The following is a 292-nucleotide window of genomic DNA, read 5'->3' on the forward strand; positions in this document are numbered from 1 at the left end:
GCACCTTGCTGTGCCTGTTCACCGTCATCGGCAGCCTGCTGGCGGGCATCAGCCTGGCGGCGTTGCTCACCTCGGGCAACCCGTGGTTGGCCAAGCCGGCACGGGTATTTGTCGAAGTCACGCGCAATACGCCAACGTTGGTGCAGCTGTACTGTGCGTTCCTGGTGCTGAACATGCTGCTGACCCAGGCGGTCGGCGCGGCCAACCCGTTGACGCCGTTCGCCTGGGTAGTGATCGTGATTTCCCTGCACAAGGGCGCGTTCCATGCCGAAGCGCTGCGCGCCGGCATCGA

Annotated in this window: 1 protein-coding gene; it reads left to right on the forward strand. The window is 64.7% G+C overall.

The window, feature by feature from the left end; translation table 11 throughout:
* Positions 1 to 292, forward strand: a 292-nt coding sequence (locus tag AC0L3U_RS39120; RefSeq protein ID WP_473365079.1) for an ABC transporter permease subunit, incomplete at both ends; no start/stop codon positions are given.

It is taken from the genome of Bradyrhizobium sp. Kon69, assembly GCF_055807515.1.